Consider the following 18,760-nt stretch of genomic DNA (forward strand, 5'->3'; position numbering starts at 1 on the left):
GCTCCCTGAAGAGAAAATTGGCGGAATCACCCTGCAGGATTCTGTGGCGGAATGACATGCGTTTTTTCTGATTGCAGTCATCGGCAGGTTGATTATCCATGTCGTAACACGGGCTAAGAGCCTATCCCAATAGGGTTATTTTACTTGCCATTTTGGACCTGGGCAGCGCGCAGAACCCTCACGTACTACGTGTACGTGAGGGTTCTGCGCGCTGTCCGAATCCAAACTGGCTGCGCCAATTACGCCTATCGGGATAGGCTCTAAGCATAGTCAATTCGTATCGGCTTGCGTGTGACAAGGGAAACGCCGGCAGCGATATCATCGGTATTTGGTCATGTTTGGTCGGGGAAATAGTCGTTATGGTGAGTGATTTTCACTCTCATTAATTAACTATATTAAGCGGTATTCCGGCGTGGATTTTGTAATGCTTCATGGTTTCGAAAATCACAGACACGGTACACTGGGTGACTCGCCACCCTACTAACAAAGCGATAAGACAAGGTAATAAACTATGGATGAACAACTGAAGCAAAGCGCACTGGACTTCCATCAATATCCGGTGCCGGGAAAAATCCAGGTCTCCCCGACCAAACCGCTGGCCACGCAGCGCGACCTGGCGCTGGCCTATTCCCCGGGCGTTGCTGCGCCTTGTCTGGAAATCGCTGAAGATCCGCTGGCGGCTTACAAATATACCGCGCGCGGCAATCTGGTGGCGGTGATCTCCAACGGTACCGCGGTGCTGGGCCTGGGCAACATCGGCGCGCTGGCCGGCAAGCCGGTAATGGAAGGCAAAGGGGTGCTGTTTAAGAAGTTTTCCGGCGTCGATGTGTTTGATATCGAAGTGGATGAACAGGATCCGGACAAGCTGATCGACGTGATCGCCGCGCTGGAACCCACCTTCGGCGGCATCAACCTGGAAGATATCAAGGCGCCGGAGTGCTTCTACATCGAGCAGAAGCTGCGTGAGCGCATGAAGATTCCGGTATTCCACGACGACCAGCACGGTACCGCCATTATCTGTACCGCGGCGGTGCTTAACGGCCTGCGCGTGGTGGAAAAACAGATTTCTGACGTTCGGCTGGTGGTATCCGGCGCGGGCGCGGCATCCATCGCTTGCCTGAACCTGCTGGTGGCGCTGGGTCTGAAACATGAAAACATCGTGGTGTGCGATTCCCGCGGCGTGATCTACAAAGGCCGCGAAGCCAACATGGCGGAAACCAAAGCGGCGTACGCCATTGACGATAACGGCAGCCGTTCGCTGGCCGATGTTATCCCGAACGCGGACATTTTCCTCGGCTGTTCCGGTCCGGGCGTGCTGACGCAGGACATGGTGAAAACCATGGCGCCGCGCCCGCTGATCATGGCGTTGGCTAACCCGGAGCCGGAAATTCTGCCGCCGCTGGTGAAAGAAGTGCGCCCGGACGCCATCGTGTGCACCGGTCGTTCCGACTACCCGAACCAGGTCAACAACGTACTGTGTTTCCCGTTCATCTTCCGCGGCGCGCTGGATGTGGGCGCGACCACCATCAACGAAGAGATGAAGCTGGCCTGCGTGCACGCCATTGCCGATCTGGCGCTGGCGGAGCAGAGCGAAGTGGTGGCGTCCGCCTATGGCGATCAGGACCTGTCCTTTGGGCCGGAATACCTGATTCCTAAACCGTTCGATCCCCGTCTGATCATCAAGATCGCGCCGGCGGTAGCGAAAGCGGCGATGGAATCCGGCGTGGCGACCCGTCCGATTGAAAACTTCGATGATTACATCGAAAAACTGACGCAGTTCGTCTACAAAACCAACCTGTTCATGAAACCTATCTTCTCTCAGGCCCGCACCCAGCCGAAACGCGTGGTGCTGGCGGAAGGGGAAGACCCGCGCGTGCTGCACGCCACACAGGAACTGGTGTCGCTGGGGCTGGCATTCCCGGTGCTGATCGGTCGCCCGGGCGTGATCGAAAAACGCATCCAGAAACTGGGCTTGCAGATCGCTATCGGCAAGGACTTCGAGGTGGTGAACAACGAGTCCGACCCGCGTTTCAAGGCCTACTGGACCGAATATTTCGAGATGATGAAACGCCGCGGCGTGTCTCAGGAGCAGGCGCAGCGCGATATGCGCGGCAACCCGACGCTGATCGGCTCCATCATGGTTCACCGCGGCGAAGCGGATGCGATGATCTGCGGTACGGTCGGTAACTATGAAGAGCACTTCAACGTGGTGGAGAAAGTGTTCGGCTACCGTGACGGCGTGCATGTGGCGGGAGCGATGAACGCGCTGCTGCTGCCGAGCGGCAACACCTTTATCGCCGACACCTACGTCAACTCGGATCCGACCCCGGAACAGCTGGCGGAAATCACCCTGATGGCGGCCAGCACCGTGCGCCGTTTCGGCATTGAGCCGAAAGTGGCGTTGCTGTCGCATTCCAGCTTCGGCACCTCCGATTCGCCGACGGCGAAGAAAATGCGCGCCACGCTGGCACTGGTGAACAAGATGGCGCCGGAGCTGCAAATTGACGGCGAAATGCACGGCGACGCCGCGTTGGTGGAAGCCATTCGTCGTGAGCAGATGCCGAACAGCCCGCTGAAAGGCGCGGCCAACATCCTGATCATGCCGAACATGGAAGCCGCCCGCATCAGCTACAACCTGCTGCGCGTCTCGTCTTCCGAAGGTGTAACCGTCGGGCCGGTACTGATGGGCGTTGCCAAGCCGGTACACATCCTGACGCCGATCGCCTCCGTGCGCCGTATCGTCAACATGGTGGCGCTGGCGGTGGTGGAAGCACAAACCGCGCCGCTGTAATCCGGCAAGGTAGCCTGTAACGAAAAGACTAAACCGGCAGGGTGACCTGCCGGTTTTTTTACGCCTGCTGACGCAGCCACTTCTCCAATTCGTTAGCGAACTGCTGGCGATCGCGTTGGCTTAATGCCGCCGGGCCGCCGGTTTGTACCCCGCTGGCGCGCAGCGTATCCATGAAATCCCGCATCGTCAGCCGCTCGCGGATAGTGTCCGGGGTGTAGCGTTCACCGCGTGGGTTAAGCGCGACCGCGTGTTTTGCCAGCACTTCGGCCGCCAGCGGAATATCCGCGGTGATCACCAGATCGCCCGGCTGAACGCGGCGCACGATTTCGTTATCCGCCACATCGAACCCGGCGGCGACGCGCAGGCTGTGTATGTGCGGCGAAGGCGGCGTTCTGAGCGGCTGGTTGGCGACCAGCGTCAGGCGGGTCGCAGTGCGGTCGGCGGCGCGGTAAAGCACGTCTTTAATGACGTTGGGACAGGCGTCGGCGTCCACCCAGATGGCGGTCATCCGCGTGCTCCCGACGGCGTATTCAGGCCGAGCCAGTCACGGGCGGGCAAAAAGTCGCGGTACAGCGCCGCTTCCGGGCTGTCCGGCTCCGGTTGGTACTGGTATTCCCAGCGTACCAGCGGCGGCATCGACATCAGGATCGACTCGGTGCGCCCGCCGCTTTGCAGGCCGAACAGCGTGCCCCGGTCCCACACCAGGTTGAATTCCACGTAGCGTCCTCGGCGGTAAAGCTGGAACTGGCGTTCCCGCTCGCCCCACGGGATATCTTTGCGGCGATTGACGATCGGCAAATAGGCGTGCCGGAAGCCTTCGCCCACCGCGCGCATGAATGCAAAGCTGGTGTCGAAATCCGGCGTGTTGAGGTCGTCGAAGAACAGGCCGCCGACGCCGCGTGCTTCGTTGCGGTGTTTGAGGAAGAAGTAGTCGTCGCACCATTGTTTGTAGCGCGGGTAGACGTCGTCGCCGAACGGCTGGCACAGGTCGAACGCGGTCTGATGCCAGTGGACGGCGTCTTCTTCGAAACCATAGTACGGGGTGAGATCAAAGCCGCCGCCAAACCACCAGACCGCCGGTTCGCCCGGTTTTTCGGCGATGAAGAAACGTATATTGGCGTGGCTGGTCGGCACGTACGGGTTTAACGGATGGATCACCAGCGAAACGCCCATCGCCTGAAAGCTGCGCCCAGCCAGTTCCGGGCGGTGGGTGCTGGCCGACGGCGGCAGCGATGCGCCGGAAACGTGAGAGAAATTCACTCCGGCCTGCTCGAATACCCGCCCCTGACGCAGAACGCGGCTGCGTCCGCCGCCGCCGGAAGCATGTTGCCAGGCGTCTTCAATAAAGGTGGCGGCGCCATCGGTCAGTTCCAACTGCCGGCACAGGTTGTCCTGTAACGTGAGCAGAAAGTGCTTGATCGCATCGATATCAGGTGAGCTCATAGTGTCCCTTATGATGATGTTGAAAGGCGGTTGGACTTATTGCAGCCTTAGTATATCGAAATTCGGCAGGCCGCCCATCGCCGGTAAATGCCGTCGATGTGAATCGATGTCATTGCTGAAAAGTGTATGACGAAGATGTTGCGTCTGCGGTGAATCACGGGATAATCGAGTATCACCTATTGACTCTAGATGGCGAGCAGCGATGGAAATCCGCGTATTCAGGCAAGATGACTTTGAAGAAGTGATTACCCTTTGGGAACGCTGTGATTTGCTGCGCCCCTGGAATGACCCGGAAATGGATATTGAGCGCAAGCTCAACCATGATCCCGACCTGTTTCTGGTAGCAGAAGTGGGCGGCGAGGTGGTCGGCTCAGTGATGGGCGGATATGACGGTCACCGCGGTTCGGCCTACTATCTGGGGGTGCATCCGGATTACCGCGGCCGCGGCATCGCCAATGCGCTGATCAGCCGTCTGGAGAAAAAACTGATCGCGCGCGGTTGCCCGAAGATCCACCTGATGGTGCGTCAGAGCAACACGGCCGTCATCAGCATGTATGAAAAGATGAATTACGACATGGTCGACAGCATCACGCTGGGTAAACGCCTGATTGAAGACCAGGAGTATTGACCGTTCCCATCCGGTCGATGACGGGGAGAGGCCGCCTTATCTCCGTCTGACGCCGACCGATATCCCGCTTGCCTGCTGCATTTTCTCTTTCTGTTTCTGTCCGCCTGTTTCTGTCCGCGCCTCCGCGCAATTTTCTCATTAGTGGTGTTTTGCCTGTCCAAAAGGTCAGGTTTGTACTGACGTGCTGTAAAAATTCATTGATAATGGATATCATTTGTAAAATAATTCTCATTATCTATAAAGGGATGTTTCTGCTTGTTTTGGGATGGGAATCAGGGGCGCCGTCGTCGTTGTCCTGTCCATAATTTGATACTTATTTCTATAAATAAAACATGGTATTACGTTGAAAGCTACACATTCTCTTCTGTTGTCCGTCGGGGTACATCTGTCGGTGGTCTGGGCCTTGTTGTGGGGGTATGCGCCTCACGAGCAACTGGTGTTGCAGGCCGGGCGTGCCGGAGAAAGCGTGACGGGCATGCATGTCACCTCGTTCTCCGCCCACGCAGTGCGGCTGCTTTCCGCAAGCACCGCAACATCGTCTGCCGACGAGCCGGTTACGGCCACCAGAGTGACGCCGGTAGCTGTGGCGCCAGCGGTAATGCGGCCGCTGCCGGTGAATGAGCGCGCCGTGGTGACGGCTACGTCTTCCGATCCTGCTGCGACGACACGCCCGCCAAAACCGACGGAGAAAACCCGCGAATCCTCACGCCCGCCAAAAGATCCTGTGCCGGTGAAGGAAAAAGCGGACGTCAAAAAAACACCCGCCTCTCCACGCAGTGACACTCGTGATACGCCGACGCCTGTGGCAGACGCGGCGAGTCCGGCTGAGCCGGGAAATCGCGCAACGGCGTCAGCGCCCGCCAGCGCATCGGCAGGCGGCCAGGCCGCACCGGCGGGCGAGAGTACGCAAGGGCAGGCGCATCAGGGCGCGGGCAATAGCCAGACCGGCACGCTGAAGGCGTTGCAACGACGAGTGAATTATCCCTTGCGCGCGCGCTCGATGGGGGTGGAAGGCCAGGTTCGACTGCGGTTCGACGTCACGGCCAGCGGCACGGTCACCAATATTCGGGTGTTGTCGGAGAACCCTGACGGGATGTTTAGCAGCGACGTTATCAAAGACATGGCGCGCTGGCGTTATCAGGCCGATTCACCGGTTGCCGACCAGACGGTATCCGTCATTTTTCGGCTGAATGGCCATATCGAACTTCAGAATTGATTTTTTTGTTTTCAATATCATCAGGGTACAGGAAATAATTACATGAATAAGCATCTCTATTTGATGATGATACTCGGCGTATCATCAACGGCGACGGCTGCCGAACAGACGACTCAGACAGAAAATACCTCTGCTGGTAAACCGGCGGCAGAAAAGAAAAATACCGATGAGGATACCATCCTGGTTCGCTCCACTCCCACCAGCCAGACGATGGGAACCCAGGTGATTACCAGCGAGCAGATTCAGCGTCGGCCGACACGTAACGGCAGCGTCACGGAATTATTGCGCTCCAACCCAAACGTGCGTTTTTCTAATAGCCTCGACAGCAGCCAGACGCCCGGTGAACTGGCGCCGGAAAACGTGTCGTTTCATGGCGAGAAGTTTTACCAAAATAACTACATGATCGACGGGTTATCCAACAATAACGTCATCAACCCCGGCGCGAATAATGGCGAACTGAGCAATACACCGGATGGATATTCACCAACCGACCTGCCTGCCGGCGGCGCGCAATCATTCTGGATTAACTCGGAGTTGATCGAGCAATTACAGGTATTCGACAGCAATATCTCCGCGAAATATGGCGACTTTACCGGCGGCGTGGTCGATGCCAAATTAAAAGACCCGAAACTGGACCGCGCTTCCGGCAGGGTTTCTTATCGCACCACCCGCGACAGCTGGACCCGTTATCATATTGACGATGATATTGAAGGCGACTTTTATTCAGCCAGCCAGCTCTATTATCAACCGAAATTCCGCAAGAATTTTTATTCCGCCACCTTTAATCAGCCATTAAGCGACAAGGCCGGATTTATTTTTGCCTATAACCGCCAGCAGTCGTCGATCCCGTTTTATAACAGCGTCATGGACGAATGGGTTACGCAGAAGCGCGAGGCGGAAACCTATTTGCTCAAAGGCACCTATCTGGCGGATAACGGCGATATTTTCCGCCTGACCGGCATGTACGCGCCGCATGAATCCGGCTATTACAAAAAAGACATCAAAAACGGCGGCTATACCAATACCGGCGGCGGCTATCGCGGCAATATCGAGTGGGAACACAATGCGGACTGGGGGAAAGTGAGCAGTCTGGCGGGTTACCAGTTTGAGGAAAACCGCATCGAGCATGAGGGCGATACCTATCAGTCCTGGTATCGCTATAACCGCACATCCCGGTTTGTTTCCAATGTTGTGGACTGGGGTACGGGGGTAGCGGGTAACTCCCAGCTATCGGGAATCGGTGGTTATGGCAAATATGCCACAGAAAAACAGACCTTCACGTTCAAGCAGGATTACGAGCTCAACCCGCTGGCGTTGTGGGGCACCAGCCATCAGTTGGATATGGGCTGGCAGGTAGATTCTTACCGCGCGCAATATCGCCGTTTTAGCAATGTGTATACCAGTCGTAATACGCCCACCATCAGCACCAGCGTGGTGTGCCAGGCCGGCGACGACTTCTGTATTAATGGCGAGCAGTATTACCGCAATCGCAATCTGTTCCCGGCGCGTCAGGTGGAAGGCAATTACGTCAACTATGCGGTGTATTTGCAGGACAGCGTCAGTTACCAGAACCTGGAAGTGACGCCGGGCGTGCGCCTGCAGTATGACGATTACCTGAAAAACCTGAACATCGCCCCACGTCTGGCGGCGTCTTACGATGTGTTTGGCGATCGCTCCACCCGTGTTTTCGGCGGCGCCAACCGTTACTACGCCCAGAACATGCTGGCGTACAAACTGCGCTCCGGGATCAACGAGTCGGTAGTGCAGAGTCGTACCAGCGCCGGCAGCAGCTGGACCAGCAGTAATACCAGTTATGGCAGTTATGACTACGATATTTCCGACCTGAAAACGCCGTACAGCGACGAGCTGTCGCTGGGGCTGTCGCAGCGGGTGTACGACACCGTGTGGACGCTGAAATGGGTTAATCGTCAGGGGCGTAACCAGTTCGGCCGCAGCAATAGAACCGATGACAGCGGTCAACGCTATTACTACCTGACCAATGACGCCCGTACTGAAGGCAATACGCTTTCGCTGACGGTGGAGCCTATCAGCCCGTATAAACTGAAATACGCCGATGTTCGCTGGGGGCTGAGCGCCAGCATGGCGGATAACAAGACCAGCTCACAGCTTTACTACGACCAGGGAAACCTGGACGACAGCAAGGTGATTTTCAAAGGCCGCCTGACCGATCGTCGTGACATGGACGCGCTTGACTATAACACCCCGTGGTCGGTGGCGTTGAATATCAACACCTATTTCCCGGCCATTCGTCTTAACTGGGATCATAACCTAGCCTATACCTCCGGTTACAAAGGCTACCGTACCTCCAGCGTTACCTGCTCCGGCAGTTCCAGCAGCGTCAGCGCCTGCGGCGATTATACCGGTAGCGCCACGCTGTATACCGAGCGCCAGTATCAGGATTACGTCTCCTACGACTGGCGATTCAACTACTCCTTGCCCACCTATAAAAACCAGTCGCTGGACCTGACGCTGGATGTGATCAACGTGCTCGACAACGTGATCGCCACCTCGCAGGAGACTTCCGGCAATACGGTGACCTACAAGCTGGGTCGTCAGTTCTGGCTGGGTGTGGCTTACAACTGGTAATGGTCTGACGCCGGGAGCGGGTGCGTCCCGTTCCCGGCGATAACACAGTGATTGCCTGAGATATCCCGTCGGTTTTACATACCCATGATTGAGCGATTAATGAGAAAAATGACTTCCCGCTGGATAGGTACGATAGCGTTCTGTCTGTTCAGCGCGCTGGCCTCAGCGCAAACCGTCACCAGCCCGTTGCCGGTGATCACCGAAGGGCAACTGGACAATGGCCTGCGTTACACCATTGTGCCGCTGGCCGGGCAGCAGCAACGGCTGGACATCCGGCTGAGCGTTGAATCCGGTTCGCTGGACGAGCAGGATGACGAGTCCGGCGTAGCGCATATGGTGGAGCACATGGTGTTTCGCGCCACGCGGGATTATCCGGCCGGTCTGGCGCAGACGTTGGGCCAGCAGGGCTGGGTTCGCGGTCAGCATTACAATGCGATGACCAATTACGAGCGCACGGTTTACATGCTGAGCCCGCCTGCCGGCAAGCCGTCTCTGGGGCTGGCGTTGAACGTGCTGGCGCAGATAGCCGGGCAGGCGCGCTTCGAGCCGGAGGACTGGCAGCGCGAGCGCCAGGTGATTCTGGAGGAGTGGCGCGGCAAGCTCGGTGTGGCGGAACGCATGAATCAACAGCGGGTGGCCGCTATCCGGCATGACTCCCGCTATCCCGATCGCCCGGTCATCGGTTCCGAAAGCGCGATCCAGACCACGCCGGTGACGGTGCTGCGCAATTTTTACGCCCGCTGGTATCACCCGCGGAATATGCGCCTGATCGTGATCGGCGACCTGCAGCCCGAACAGGTGAAACAGGCGATTACGCAGGCGATGGGCACGCTGCCGGACGGTAAAATACCGCAGCGGGATCGGTATGAACCCGCATTGCGCCCGCAACTGCATGTGGTGCGCCTGCAGGACAGCCAGAGCAGCGTCAGCCAGGTGTCGTTCGTGTTCCGTTTTGATGACGCGGCGGCCAGAGCGACAGACGAGCAGGGGCTGCGCCACCGTTTGATCAACCAGATCGCGCTGGACACCCTGAGCCGGCAGGTGCAGCGTCAACCGATCGCTCCGGCAACGGCGGTTAGCAGTCTGGTGGTGCGCAAGTCCGACATCGGGCGTACCACGGTGGCGCTGGGGCTGTTCGCCTCGGTGCTGCCGGACGGCCACCCACAGGGGGTGACCGTGCTGGTGCAGGAGATTGCGCGCCTGCGCCATTACCCGCTCTACGAATCCGATATCGCGGCCGTCAAAGATGAGATCCGCCAGTCGGCGGAGAAGATGGCGGCGACGCCGGAACAGCGCGAGTTTTCCGACTGGGTGCAGCAACTGGTGGTGTCCTGGCAGCAGGAGCGTCCTTATACCGGTAAACAACAGCTGGGGCAGCAGGTTCTGGCAGTGCTGAAAACCATTACCGCAGCGGATATCAATGCCTGCCTGCAGCGCTGGCTGTCATCGCCCGATCAACTGGTGCAGTTCAGTGTTCCCGGCACTCTGCCGTTCACGCCGCCGTCGGCGGCCGATATTGAGCAACAGCGTCAGCAGGCGGCTCGCAGCGAGCTGGCGCCGCTACAAAAGCCTGTTGTGCGGGTAGCGCCGGCGTTGCCTGCGGCTGAAGGCCGTGGCGAGGTCACCGGCGTGCGAGCGTTCCCTGAGCAGAAGGTGGAAGAGTGGCAACTGAGCAACGGCGATCGGCTGGTATGGCTGCGCAGCGCTCAGGCCGGCAAATCAGTGTCGCTGGCCGTGCAGTCGCCGGCCGGTTTTATGACGCCGGGACGCGAGCCGTGGCTGTCCCAACTGGCTGGTCAGTTGATCAGCCAAAGCGGGCCGGCTGGCTGGAAAGGCCGGGATCTGAACGACTGGAAAAAAGAGCGGCGGCTATCGCTCAGTCTGGATTATCAGCCGGACGAACTGCGCTGGAGCGGCAGCGTCAGCCCGGACAAGCTGGACGCGCTGTTGCATCTCTATCATGCGATGAATCGGTCGGCCGCTATTGATGAAAACGATATGCGCGACAGCCTGTCGGTACTGAAGCGGCAACAGGTTACCCGCGAGCAGAGCGTTGGCTTCCGACGGGAGCGGGAGAGCGCCGAGCTGCAGTTCGGCAACGCGCCGACGCCTTTCCCGACGCCGACACAGCTGGATACCGTCACCACCGAACAGTTGGCGGATCAGTGGCGGCAGACCGTGGCGGCGCCGGTGACCTATTACCTGCTGGCGGACCTGCCGGCGGAGCAGTTGCGTCCGCTGGTGGAGCGCTATCTGGCTTCGCTGCCGCGTCAGGCTGGCGCGGAAAGCCCACAGCATCTGGCGCTGGCGGGGAAACGCGAGCGTGTCTCCGCCATCAATCTGGAACCGAAGGCGGATATCTACCTGTGGAGCTTCTCGCCGCAGACATGGACGCCGCAGCAGGCGGTGCAGGTGAATATCGCCTCCCGGCTGGCGGCCCGCTATCTCAAGGCCAGCCTGCGGGATGACGCGCAGGGAATTTATAACCTGAGGATGGAAAGCCGTCTGAATGATAAAAGTCAGCGTATTGAAACGTCGCTGCGTTTTACCACCTCGCCGCAGCGGGCGCAGGAATTGAGACGCAACGCGCAGCAGGTGCTGGAAACGCTGGCGGCGCGCATCACGCCGCAGGATGTGGAGCAGGAGCGCAAGCAGTTTATCCACGGCGAGCGCGCTCGCCAGCAGGACAGCACCACCCTGATGTCGCGGCTGATGCTGAGTTACCGGAACTATCATGATCCCCGCTATCTGACCCAACTGGATAGTCTGGCGCCGGCGATTACGTTTGAAGCAGTGCGCGATGCGGCGTCCCGGCTGTGGCATCCGCAGAATCAGGTGCTGTATATCACGTTGCCGCAGGAGAAAAAATCGTGAAACCGTTCCTGCAGGCTTTTGCCCTGTTGTGCCGTCCGTTCTGGCTTAACCGGCGTTACTGGCAAAGCTGGATGCTGCTGGCTGCTATCGTGGCGATGGGCGGCAGCATTGTTTACCTCAACGTCCGCATCAATGACTGGAGCAAAACCTTTTATGATGCGCTGGGGGCATTCGACAGCGGCTTGCTTTACCGCCTGATCAAGGAATATTGCCTCTATATCCTGATTTATATCGGCGTCTTCGTGTATCAGGAATGGCTGACCAAACTGCTGATTATTCGCTGGCGCGAACAGATGACGGCGGCGTTTATCGACAGCTGGCTGGCGAAGCGCGCCTTTTATCGCCTGTCGCTGAGTGGCCGGGTGGATAACCCGGACCAGCGCATCGCGCAGGATGTCGACCTGTTCGTCACCCAAACGGTGCGGCTGTTGGTGTCGTTTATCATCACCTTCGCCCAGCTGTTCTCGTTCCTGCTGATCCTGTGGGATCTTTCCGGCGTGCAGCAGTTCACGCTGTGGGGGCACAGCGTGACCGTCAGCGGTTATCTGGTATGGGTAGCGGTGATCTATACCTTGCTGGGCAGCCTGATTACCCAGTGGATCGGCAAACGGCTGCATGGCATCAACTACCATAAACAGCAGGCGGAAGCGGATTTCCGCGCCTCGCTGCTGCGCAAACACGACAGCGCGGAGCAGATTGCGCTGTACGGCGGCGAGCGGCAGGAAAAGCGCCAACTGGGCGGTTATTTTTCGTCGATCGTCAGCAACTGGCGTTCACTGATGAATGCCGAGCGCAACCTGGGCCTGTTTACCGTCGGCTATACCCGCGTCAGCCTGATTGTGCCGGTATTCGCCGCGCTGCCCGCGTTTCTCAGCAAGACCGTCACGCTCGGCGGGCTGATGCAGATTCGCAGCGCGTTCGGGCAGGTGCACAGCGCGCTGAGCTGGTTTATTCGGGTGTATTACTCGCTGGTGGAACTCTCCGCCAGCATGACGCGTCTGGATCAGTTCCGGCGGGAAATCGAGGCGCATCAGGATACGGCGATACCTGTCGTACAAGGTGAGCAACTGCAGGTGGAGCGGCTCAGTTTCTCCACCCCGCAGGGACAACCGCTGCTGCGCAACGTGACGTTCCAGTGCGCGCCCGGCAGCTGGAACCGGCTTTCCGGCCACAGCGGGCTGGGGAAATCGACCCTGCTGCGCACGCTGGCCGGGTTGTGGCCCTATTACCACGGCGCCTGGCAGGCCGGGCGCGGCCATTCGTTGCTGTTGCCGCAACAAAGCTATCTGGGGCAGGGAGCGCTGGCGGAGATAATTTGTTATCCGCGGGCGCCGCTGGACGATGAAGCGGCGTTGCGTCGGGTGTTGGATCAGGTTGGTCTGGGCGACTGGGGCGACCGATTACAGCAGCAGATGAACTGGGATCGGGTGTTCTCCGGCGGCGAACGGCAGCGGCTGGCGCTGGCGCGGGCGCTGGTCAACCGTCCGGATCACCTGTATCTGGACGAGGCCACCAGCCATCTCGACCAGCATGCGGCCCGGCACCTGCTGGGGGTGATCCGACAGGCATTGCCGGATTGCACCGTGATCGCGGTAACTCACCAGCAGGAATTGGCCGATCTGTTCCATTATCACATCGATCTGGCTGCTTTCCGCTAACCCTTCTCCCTTCGGCCGGGGTGACGTTTTTCTCGGGATGAACGTTTCCCCGGCCCGTCTGAACAATGGTAATCTTGACGGCATGTACGCGCCGTGGATTAACCGGCGCGAATTTTCACGGCACTTTCTGCCGGCGGCGCACTCAAAGAGCCAGCGCTATGGCAGGGCCGGCTCGTTGAGTCGGCGCCGTTTTATGTTGAGGAGTCGAGAGTGACAAAAGTGCGTCCGTTGTTTCTGGCTTTCCCGTTATTGCTGGCGGGGTGCAGCACCCTTTCCAGTTTTTCCTGGTCCAGTTTGTCGCCGTTCAACTGGTTCGGCCATCGTTTGACGGTATCGGACGCCGGCGTCGGGGACATTAATGCCAAAACGCCGATGCTGGAGTCAGCGTTGAACGACGCGCTGAACGGTGATTATCGCCTGCGCGGCGGTATGGAAACCCGCAACGGCAAGCTGGTATCGATCTATGAAGCGCTCAAGGATGACAGCGTCAGGCTGGAAATCAGCGGCGCGCCGAAAGGCCAGGTCAAACAGGTGGCGGTGATGGACAAGGCGATCGCCAGCGAATGGGGCGTGAAAATCGGCGATGAATTCAGTTCGCTTTACAGCAAGGCGTTTGGCCTCTGCCAGCCGGGACAAGGCGCGGATGCCCGCAGCGTTGAATGCGTGGCGCCGCAGGGTAAACACGTCAGCTACCTGTTCTCCGGCGACTGGAGCGGTCCGGAAGGGCTGATGCCGTCCGATGATATTCTCAAAAACTGGAAGGTCAGCAAAATCGTCTGGCATGCGCAGGAACGAGAATAATTCATCAGTATTATTTATTAATGCATGGCCGGGATGAGGTTGTCCCGGTTCATGCCGCCGCCGCGTTTGGCGCTGTAATGCAATTTTTATCAGATTTATTGTTGAAGTTTGTTAAAGAATTTGGCGCTTATTCTATGCTGAATTACTGAAAAATCTCCTGATGACTCACTACTTTTATTACCTTTCATCATCGTTACCTCCACGTCCTGTTCCACTGGTTTGTCATTTCTTCTGAATATGATCCGGATCGCATCCGGTGCTGTATCTGCGCCGGCCTGACGCTAACATATAAATCTGCATACAGATTGCCGACATGAGGCGCTGTGTACGGCCGGCAGCCGACAGCGGTACCGTTGGCTGCGGATATCACCTGTACAGGAAGTCTGATGTGCGCATTCGCATCGCATCTGGATCCGCACACCGATAATGATCAATAAGGAGTTTTGATGTCCCACATCCTGATGGCCGCGGTGGCAACGCCGGGGCATGTTTATCCTATGCTGACCATTGCCCGTCATCTGCTGACCAAAGGGCACCGGGTAACCCTGTTCAGCGGCGCGTTGTTTCGTGAGCAGGCGCAGGCCGCCGGCGTTGGATTTGTCGCGTTCGACGAACAGATCGATTTTGACTACCGCTACCTGGAACGCCATTTTCCCAAACGCGCCACTCTGCCGCCCGGCAACGCGCAGATGGCGCTGGCGCTGCGCGAATTCTTTTCCGCGCCTATCCCGTTGATCGACCGACAATTGCGCGCGGTGCTGGCGCAAACTCAGCCGGACGTAGTGATGGCGGAAAACTGTTTCTACGGCATTCTGCCGCTGCTGGCCAGCGAGGATCGCCCGCCGGTGATCGGCATCGGCGTGACGCCGCTGTCTTTCTCTTCCCGCGATTCGATCTTTTACGGGCCGCGTATTCCGCCTGCGCTGTTGCCGCCGGATTTGACCCGCGAGCAACTGATCGACGAAGAGACCCGCGGGCTGATCGCCGGCGTGAAGGAGGCGTTCGATACGGTGATGGTGCAGTCGGGACAGCTGCCGCTATCCGCACCCTTTACCGACGCGCTGATCAGCGGTTGCGACCGCTTCCTGCAATTGTCCACCACCGAACTGGAATATCACCGCGATGATTTGCCGTCGTGCGTACGCTTTGTGGGGCCGTTACCGTTGAAGGTGGCGGAACAGGACGCGGAACACGCGCTGTGGGATCCACAGGACACCCGGCCGCTGGTGATTGTGTCGCAGGGAACGCTGGCGAATGTGGATTTGCAGCAATTGATTGGCCCGACGTTACGTGCGTTGGCTAATCTTCCCGTTCGGGTGCTGGCGACCACCGGCGGCCGACCGGTGGAAGAACTGGCCGCCTCGGCGCCGGAAAACGCGCGGGTATGCCGCTTTGTCTCGCTGGAACACTGGTTGCCGAAGGCGGCGCTGCTGATTACCAACGGGGGGTACGGTTCGCTCAACGCGGCGTTGTCTCACGGCGTGCCGTTGATTGTGGCCGGAACGGGAGAAGACAAACTGGAAACCGCGGCGAGAGTGGTGTTTGCCGGCTGCGGGTTGAATCTCGGCACCAGCACGCCGGGCGAGCAGCAGATTGCCGAGGCGGTGATGCGCATCCTCGATCAACCCGGTTATACCCAGCGGGCGCGTTGGGTACAGGCGGACTGCGCGCGTCATCATGCGCTGGAGGCGATCGCGGAAGAAGTGGGGGCGATCGGGTAAGCGCTTGCCAGTGTGTGCGGTTGGCTTTGATTGACTGATCTTCTTGAGTAACTGATATTGACGGCAAAACCACCGCCATCCGCGCGGTGGTTTTTTTCACCCCGATGCGGTGGTATGGCGAATTATCTCTGTCTGCGTGTCGGCGGATATTCAGGCTGAGGGCTGTGGTTTATTGGCGGTATTGCGCATCAGTTTTTTACGATCAACCCAAGTATTGGTTTGGGGATCATAATAACGGCTCGGCCATATTTCTTCAGGTTTAACGCCTAATGCGTTGGCGATCAGCAATTCCCCTTTCGGCCAGGGGCGATATAACGCGTTTGCCAGTGTGCTTGAACTTAATCCTGCTTCTCGTGAGACCGCTGAGAGTGATGTCCCTTTCTTCCTCAATGCAGCAATGATATCGGCGGAATGCCAGTCCATTCTCCTTGAGCGCATGACTTATCCTCGATGCTTGTGGCTGATTACTATTTTGTTTGTGACAGACTTTTACTATTACACACTTTTATAGGTAAAAAATACTCTTGAATTAAATTTAATTTAATAAAATTAGGGATATTATGTGCCCGAACGGGGTGGAGTCAGATTTGTACCTAATTACATTAAGGAACCAGGAAGTGATGTGTTTGATATATTTCATGAGTGAAAATATATTGAATACGATTGGTTGTGAAAGTATGAGGGGTAAAATAAATTCAATAATATATATTTAATTATAAATTAATTATCGAATTAATAATTGGTGTTGCTGAATGCCAGTGCTATCACCAGATTTGGCAAAAGATATTTGTTAAACAGGATGTCGTTTGTAATGACCGCTAACCACGATTATTTACGCTCGTTTATTCCCTTGCTGGACGGGCTGAGTGAGCCATGGGGAATCAAGGATCTGGCGTCTCGTCATGTATATATGAACACGCCGGCGTACAGTTACACCAATACGCCGGTGAAATTTGATATTGATGGAAAGTTCGACGAAGAATTTCCGCTCGCCTGGGCGGAATTATCGGGTGATTTCATTGAGCACGATCAGCGAACGGAGAGCCGTGCCGAACGGGTTACCGTCATTGAAACCCATTACTGGTTTGGCAAAGCGGAGCTGTCGCCGTTTATCAGTGAAAAAATTCCTCTCTTTAATCCGGCACGAGAATGCGTGGGCATTTTGTGGAATGCCCGGCCGATGACCACATTGTCACCGCTTATTCATGTTGATCGACGTAAACCCACGGTACTGAAAACCGAAATAACCACCGATCTGTTCACTCGTGCTGAACTGGATACGCTCTTTCTGGTGTTGCGGCGTTTTTCCAGTAAGGAAATCGCGAAGAGGTTTAACCTGTCCAGCCGGACGATCGAAAATAGAATACAAAACATGTACCAAAAAGCCGGCGTGCATTCGTTCAATCAGTTTGAAGAGTTCTGTTATCAGCAGGGGCTGGACGGCTTTATACCTCACTCATTGCTGACCAAAGGCATTTTATTTATCTAGCAGGGACAAGCAGCAATGGAAAACATTGATGATTATCCGGTGAGCCGGGTTCCGACGTCGGTGCGGCTGCCATTTTTCAATGTGGCTTTGGTTCATATTGGCATGCTCACCGCACTGGACCAGTTTATGTTGGGGGCGGTGCTGGGTCATTCGATGACGCTCGGCGAGGCTTTTCTGGCGATAGCCATCGGCAGCGCGATTTTCGGCGTCGTCACGCTGGGGTTGGGTTACGCGGGCATGAAGGAAGGATTGTCCGGCAGTCTGTTGGCGCGCTGGTGCGGGTTTGGCCGGATGGGCGCGGTGTTTATCGGCGCGATTATCGCCGTCAGCCTGTTGGGCTGGTTTGGTGTACAAAACGCGGTGTTTGCCAAATCGCTTAATTTTGCGTTGGGCGATCGGCTGGGATTTGGCTGGTCGGCGGCGCTTTCCGGCTGCGCGCTGACGCTACTGGTCACCTTCGGTTTCAGTGCCTTACGCTATACCGCCAGAATTGCGGTGCCGCTGTTTATCATGGTAGTCGGCTATATTTCGACCATGACGCTGACCGGGCACAATATTACCGAGTTGCTGCAAAAGAGCGTATCCGGCGAGGCTATTTCGGTGAGCGCCGGTGCGACCATGGTGGTCGGCGGTTGTATTGTGGCCAGTCTGATTACTCCTGACATGACGCGTTATTCTCGCCGCGGGCGGCATGTTTTCTGGATCACGATGCTGTCGATCATGATCGGTGAATTTGTCGTCAATGGGCTGGCGATCCTGATTGCCCGCGCGCTCAATACCGCCGACATCGTGACGATCATGTCGCAAACCGCAGGCGGAATCGGGCTGATTACCGTGATTTTCTCTACCTTGCGCATCAACGATATCAATCTGTATTCATCGTCGCTGGGCATCGCCAATGCTGTGGAAGGCATCACCGGCAGAAAGCTGAGCTACAAGTCCATCACATTGCTGATTGGTTTTATCGGCACTTTTCTGTCGGTTATCGGCATTCTGGATCGGTTTGTGGATTTCCTGACATTGCTGGGGGTGTTCTTCCCGCCGGTTATCGGGGTGATGCTGGTGGATTACTATATTCTGCGCACCAGCAGGAAGTTGCTGGACGAGAGCCGTCGGCATGGCGAACTGCCGGATGCAGGCAGCACGCCATACGTCGGTTGGTCGGCGATTATCGCCAGTCTGGCGGGGAGCGTCGTCGGGTTGTTCACCGAATGGGGTATTCCGGCGCTTAATTCGCTGCTGGCGGCCAGTTTGCTGTACTGGTTAATCAAGGTGACGCTACCGACAGTGAAATCCATCCGAGGTGGGTTGCGGCCTCTTGGTTGATCATTCTTGCGAAAACAGTCACCTATGCTTTCCATCGTTATCGGTAAGGTTATCCTGTTATCGTCAACATCGTCTGATATCATGTGATCAGAATTGGGGCGTGGCGGTCACGCCTCATGCCCTTATTGATAGAGCAGCATTGAGATAGCAGCCCGGCATGGCTTGCCGGCGCGAGAGAAACTGCACTGAGTAATGTGAGGAAGCAA

At 57.2% G+C, this 18,760-nt stretch carries 13 protein-coding genes; 10 read left to right on the top strand and 3 right to left on the bottom strand.

Going from position 1 to position 18,760, the window contains the following annotated elements; translation table 11 throughout:
- Positions 1 to 511 precede the first annotated feature (511 nt).
- The gene (maeB, locus tag DXXMK7_RS03910) at positions 512 to 2,791 is read left to right on the top strand and encodes an NADP-dependent oxaloacetate-decarboxylating malate dehydrogenase (RefSeq protein WP_038917948.1); all 2,280 of its coding nucleotides are present in this window, start codon (positions 512 to 514) and stop codon (positions 2,789 to 2,791) included.
- Positions 2,792 to 2,849: 58 nt separating this feature from the next.
- On the opposite strand, the gene DXXMK7_RS03915 is transcribed toward maeB, so the two are convergent.
- Both DXXMK7_RS03915 and hemF read right to left on the bottom strand, forming a co-directional pair.
- Positions 2,850 to 3,299, bottom strand: a complete 450-nt coding sequence (locus tag DXXMK7_RS03915; protein WP_038661889.1) for a YaiI/YqxD family protein — start codon at positions 3,297 to 3,299, stop codon at positions 2,850 to 2,852.
- A complete protein-coding gene (gene hemF / locus DXXMK7_RS03920) occupies positions 3,296 to 4,234 on the bottom strand; it encodes an oxygen-dependent coproporphyrinogen oxidase (RefSeq protein ID WP_038917949.1) in 939 nt (312 codons plus the stop codon). Before hemF ends, DXXMK7_RS03915 begins: the two co-directional genes overlap by 4 nt.
- Positions 4,235 to 4,436: 202 nt before the next feature.
- On the opposite strand from hemF, the gene DXXMK7_RS03925 reads away from it, so the two are divergent.
- The 7 genes from DXXMK7_RS03925 to DXXMK7_RS03955 all read left to right on the top strand — a co-directional run bounded on the left by DXXMK7_RS03925 (position 4,437) and on the right by DXXMK7_RS03955 (position 15,739).
- A complete protein-coding gene (locus tag DXXMK7_RS03925) occupies positions 4,437 to 4,862 on the top strand; it encodes a GNAT family acetyltransferase (RefSeq protein ID WP_038661883.1) in 426 nt (141 codons plus the stop codon).
- Positions 4,863 to 5,205: 343 nt separating this feature from the next.
- Complete coding sequence (locus DXXMK7_RS03930) at positions 5,206 to 6,078, top strand: TonB family protein (protein WP_038917950.1); 873 nt, start codon at positions 5,206 to 5,208, stop codon at positions 6,076 to 6,078.
- 42 nt (positions 6,079 to 6,120) lie between these two features.
- Entirely contained in the window at positions 6,121 to 8,685 is a 2,565-nt protein-coding gene (locus tag DXXMK7_RS03935; RefSeq protein WP_038917951.1) for a TonB-dependent siderophore receptor, read from the top strand.
- Positions 8,686 to 8,784: 99 nt separating this feature from the next.
- Positions 8,785 to 11,559, top strand: a complete 2,775-nt coding sequence (locus DXXMK7_RS03940; RefSeq protein WP_038917952.1) for a pitrilysin family protein — start codon at positions 8,785 to 8,787, stop codon at positions 11,557 to 11,559.
- Positions 11,556 to 13,217 carry an ABC transporter ATP-binding protein/permease gene (locus DXXMK7_RS03945; RefSeq protein ID WP_038917953.1) on the top strand — a complete coding sequence of 554 codons (1,662 nt, stop codon included), beginning with the start codon at positions 11,556 to 11,558 and terminating at the stop codon, positions 13,215 to 13,217. Before DXXMK7_RS03940 ends, DXXMK7_RS03945 begins: the two co-directional genes overlap by 4 nt.
- Positions 13,218 to 13,427: 210 nt before the next feature.
- Positions 13,428 to 14,018, top strand: a complete 591-nt coding sequence (locus DXXMK7_RS03950; RefSeq protein WP_038917954.1) for an RpoE-regulated lipoprotein — start codon at positions 13,428 to 13,430, stop codon at positions 14,016 to 14,018.
- 446 nt (positions 14,019 to 14,464) lie between these two features.
- Complete coding sequence (locus DXXMK7_RS03955) at positions 14,465 to 15,739, top strand: glycosyltransferase (RefSeq protein ID WP_127353497.1); 1,275 nt, start codon at positions 14,465 to 14,467, stop codon at positions 15,737 to 15,739.
- 150 nt (positions 15,740 to 15,889) lie between these two features.
- Here the strand turns inward: DXXMK7_RS03955 and DXXMK7_RS21605 are convergent, their stop codons facing one another.
- Positions 15,890 to 16,177: a helix-turn-helix transcriptional regulator gene (locus tag DXXMK7_RS21605; protein WP_049853622.1), complete on the bottom strand. Its 288-nt coding sequence runs from the start codon at positions 16,175 to 16,177 to the stop codon at positions 15,890 to 15,892.
- A 361-nt stretch (positions 16,178 to 16,538) separates the two neighbouring features.
- On the opposite strand from DXXMK7_RS21605, the gene DXXMK7_RS03960 reads away from it, so the two are divergent.
- Both DXXMK7_RS03960 and DXXMK7_RS03965 read left to right on the top strand, forming a co-directional pair.
- Positions 16,539 to 17,228: a PAS and helix-turn-helix domain-containing protein gene (locus tag DXXMK7_RS03960; protein WP_038917955.1), complete on the top strand. Its 690-nt coding sequence runs from the start codon at positions 16,539 to 16,541 to the stop codon at positions 17,226 to 17,228.
- Between the two features lie 15 nt (positions 17,229 to 17,243).
- Positions 17,244 to 18,554: a cytosine permease gene (locus DXXMK7_RS03965; RefSeq protein ID WP_038917956.1), complete on the top strand. Its 1,311-nt coding sequence runs from the start codon at positions 17,244 to 17,246 to the stop codon at positions 18,552 to 18,554.
- Positions 18,555 to 18,760: the final 206 nt, after the last annotated feature.

The sequence above is a fragment of the Dickeya sp. MK7 genome (assembly GCF_000406305.1).
Lineage (GTDB): Bacteria > Pseudomonadota > Gammaproteobacteria > Enterobacterales > Enterobacteriaceae > Dickeya > Dickeya fangzhongdai.

Excerpts from the sequence above, each read along its gene's own strand:
- maeB (WP_038917948.1), top strand. The coding sequence starts at position 512 with ATGGATGAACAACTGAAGCAAAGCGCACTGGACTTCCATCAATATCCG.
- DXXMK7_RS03915 (WP_038661889.1), bottom strand. The coding sequence starts at position 3,299 with ATGACCGCCATCTGGGTGGACGCCGACGCCTGTCCCAACGTCATTAAA.
- hemF (WP_038917949.1), bottom strand. The coding sequence starts at position 4,234 with ATGAGCTCACCTGATATCGATGCGATCAAGCACTTTCTGCTCACGTTA.
- DXXMK7_RS03925 (WP_038661883.1), top strand. The coding sequence starts at position 4,437 with ATGGAAATCCGCGTATTCAGGCAAGATGACTTTGAAGAAGTGATTACC.
- DXXMK7_RS03935 (WP_038917951.1), top strand. The coding sequence starts at position 6,121 with ATGAATAAGCATCTCTATTTGATGATGATACTCGGCGTATCATCAACG.
- DXXMK7_RS03940 (WP_038917952.1), top strand. The coding sequence starts at position 8,785 with ATGAGAAAAATGACTTCCCGCTGGATAGGTACGATAGCGTTCTGTCTG.
- DXXMK7_RS03955 (WP_127353497.1), top strand. The coding sequence starts at position 14,465 with ATGTCCCACATCCTGATGGCCGCGGTGGCAACGCCGGGGCATGTTTAT.
- DXXMK7_RS21605 (WP_049853622.1), bottom strand. The coding sequence starts at position 16,177 with ATGCGCTCAAGGAGAATGGACTGGCATTCCGCCGATATCATTGCTGCA.
- DXXMK7_RS03960 (WP_038917955.1), top strand. The coding sequence starts at position 16,539 with ATGTCGTTTGTAATGACCGCTAACCACGATTATTTACGCTCGTTTATT.
- DXXMK7_RS03965 (WP_038917956.1), top strand. The coding sequence starts at position 17,244 with ATGGAAAACATTGATGATTATCCGGTGAGCCGGGTTCCGACGTCGGTG.